Here is a 2,582-nt window from a genome sequence, read left to right as displayed (position 1 = left end):
CCGGGGCGGGCGCAGCGGCTCCGCCCCGACCCGGTCCCCGGCACGGACCGGGCCGGCGGGCGCCGGTGTGCTCCCCGAGCCACCGACGCCACCGCTTCGCGCCATCCTCACCCGTGCGGGTGGCGGACGGTCACCCCGACCGGGTGAACTGGCATCCTGGACGCCAGCCCACCGCCCGAGCCCAGGAGCAGCCAGCCGTGAGCGGCATCCCCGCACAGTCGCCCGGACCCAGGCCCCTCCACGTGCTCCAGCTGCTGGGCAGCGGCGGCGCCGGCACCGGAGAGCACGTCCGGTCCCTCGCCGCGGGGCTCGTCGCCCGCGGGGTGAAGGTCACCGTCTGCGCCCCGGCCACCGCCGAGCGCCACTACCGCTTCGCCGACGTCGGTGCCCGCTTCGCGGAACTCCCGGCGGCGTCCCGCACCCGCGCCGCCTGGCGCGCCCACACCCTCGCCGCCCGGGCCGACCTCGTCCACGCCCACGGGCTCCGCGCCGGTGCCGTCGCGGCGCTGGCCACCCGCGGCCGGCCCGTGCCGCTCGTCCTCACCTGGCACGTCCGCCGCGACGCCTACGGACCCACCGCCCCGCTGCGCGACGCCACCGAGGCGATGGTCGCCCGGGCGTCGTCCGTGGTGCTGGGCGCCACCACCGAACTGGTCGACCGCGCCCGGCGCCGCGGAGCGCGCGACGCGCGCCTGGCCCCCGTCGGGCTGCCGTGCGCCCGCACCGCCCCGGACGACGCCCCGGGCAGCCGCGCCACGCGCAGCGAACTCGGTCTCGGCGAGAGCCCGCTGCTGCTCGCCACCGCCACCCTGGAACCCGGTCAGGGGCACGAGACGCTGCTCTCCGCCGCCGGCCACTGGCGGGACCGCGGCGCGCCGCCGCTGCTCGCCCTGGTGGGGGAGGGGCCGCTCCGGCCGGAGCTGGAACGCCGCGTCACACGCGAGCACCTCCCGGTGCGGCTGCTGGGGGACCGGCGGGACGGCCGCCGCCTTCTCGCCGCCGCCGACATCGCCGTCAGCGCCGGTGGTTGGGACGGCCGCGGCCTCGCGGCGCAGGAAGCGCTGCGGGTCGGCGTCCCGCTGGTCGCGACCGGGGTGGGAGGCATGGCGCGACTGGTCGGGGACGCCGCCGTCCTGGTGCCGGCGGCCGAGCCGCGGGCGCTCGCCGACGCCGTCAGCGGGCTGCTCGCCGACCCCGAACGGCGGGCGGCGCTCTCCGCCGCGGGCCGCAGCCGCGCCGAGACCTGGCCGACCGAGGACCACACCGTCGCCCACGTCCTGCGCGTCTACGACGAGTTCGCCTGACCCGCCCCGCCCCGCGCCGTCGCCCCGCGCACCCCGGCCCCCCGGGCGGGCGAGGCGGCCGCTGCCGCCCCGCCGACCGTCACGTCCGCTTGGCCCAGATGTTGACCCCGCTGGTCGAGACCGCTAGCTCGTCGATCTCCGCGAGCTCCTCGTCGCTCAGCGGCGCGGCGTCCAGCGCGGCCACGTTCTGCTCCAGCTGCCGGACGCTGGAGGCGCCGATCAGCGCCGACGTCATCCGCGGGTCGCGCAGCACCCAGGTCAGCGCCATCTGCGCGAGGCTCTGCCCGCGCCGCTCGGCGATGGCGTTGAGGCCGCGCACCCGCTCCACCAGCTCCTCCGTCAGCAGCCCCGCGTCCAGCGAGGTGCCCTTCGCCGCGCGTGAGTCGGCCGGCACCCCGTCGAGGTACTTGTCGGTGAGCAGGCCTTGGGCGAGCGGTGCGAAGGAGATGCACCCCATGCCGGCCTCCTCCAACGTGTCGAGCAGGCCGTCCTCCTCCGTCCAGCGGTTGATCATGGAGTAGGAGGGCTGGTGGATCAGCGGTCGGACACCCATCTCGCGCAGCAGGCGCACCGCCTCGGCGGTCTGCTCGGAGTTGTAGGAGGAGACGCCGACGTACAGCGCCTTGCCCTGGGAGACGGCCGACGCCAGGGCGCCCATCGTCTCCTCCAGCGGGGTGTGGGGGTCGAAGCGGTGCGAGTAGAAGATGTCGACGTAGTCGACGCCCATGCGGCGCAGCGAGGCGTCCAGCGAGGACATCAGGTACTTGCGGGAGCCCCACTCGCCGTACGGGCCGGCGTGCATCCGGTACCCCGCCTTGGTGGAGAGGACCAGCTCGTCGCGGTACGGGGCGAAGTCCTGCCGCAGCAGCTTCCCGAAGTTCGCCTCGGCCGAACCGGGCGGCGGGCCGTAGTTGTTGGCCAGGTCGAAGTGGGTGACGCCGTGGTCGAACGCGCTCCGCAGGATGGCGCGCTGGTTCTCGAGCGCACGGTCGTCGCCGAAGTTGTGCCACAGCCCGAGGGAGACCGCGGGCAGCAGCAGGCCGCTCGCGCCGCTGCGCCGGTAGTGCATCCCCGCGTACCGCTGTTCGGCGGCGAGGTAGGGTCCGTCGGTTCCGTGGTCCGTCATCTGTCCTCATCTCCTCGGCTGCCCGGCGGCCCGTCGGCGGCCACCGGGAGGTCGGGACCGGCGAGCGGCCCCACGAGATGGGTATCACCTCCCGCCCCGGCCGACGCGGCGGACCCTCCCCAGGCAGGCGCGTCGCGGGGTCGGCCGGCGGC

General features: G+C 76.6%; 2 protein-coding genes. One reads left to right on the top strand and one right to left on the bottom strand.

The window, feature by feature from the left end:
• Window positions 1-197 precede the first annotated feature (197 nt).
• Window positions 198-1,304, top strand: coding sequence for a glycosyltransferase family 4 protein (locus tag HCN56_RS25060; RefSeq protein WP_167974867.1), 1,107 nt, complete (start codon window positions 198-200; stop codon window positions 1,302-1,304).
• Window positions 1,305-1,383: 79 nt separating this feature from the next.
• Here HCN56_RS25060 and mgrA read toward each other — a convergent pair whose 3' ends face one another.
• Entirely contained in the window at window positions 1,384-2,430 is a 1,047-nt protein-coding gene (gene mgrA, locus HCN56_RS25055; RefSeq protein ID WP_167974865.1) for an L-glyceraldehyde 3-phosphate reductase, read from the bottom strand.
• Window positions 2,431-2,582: the final 152 nt, after the last annotated feature.

The organism is Streptomyces lonarensis (assembly GCF_012033735.1).
GTDB lineage: Bacteria > Actinomycetota > Actinomycetes > Streptomycetales > Streptomycetaceae > Streptomyces > Streptomyces lonarensis.
The sequence above is the reverse complement of the archived record's forward strand: the minus strand, read 5'-3'. Positions and strand labels throughout refer to the sequence as shown.

What these genes read in the sequence shown, in the direction of transcription:
- mgrA (WP_167974865.1), bottom strand. Translation starts at nt 2,430, where the DNA reads ATGACGGACCACGGAACCGACGGACCCTACCTCGCCGCCGAACAGCGG.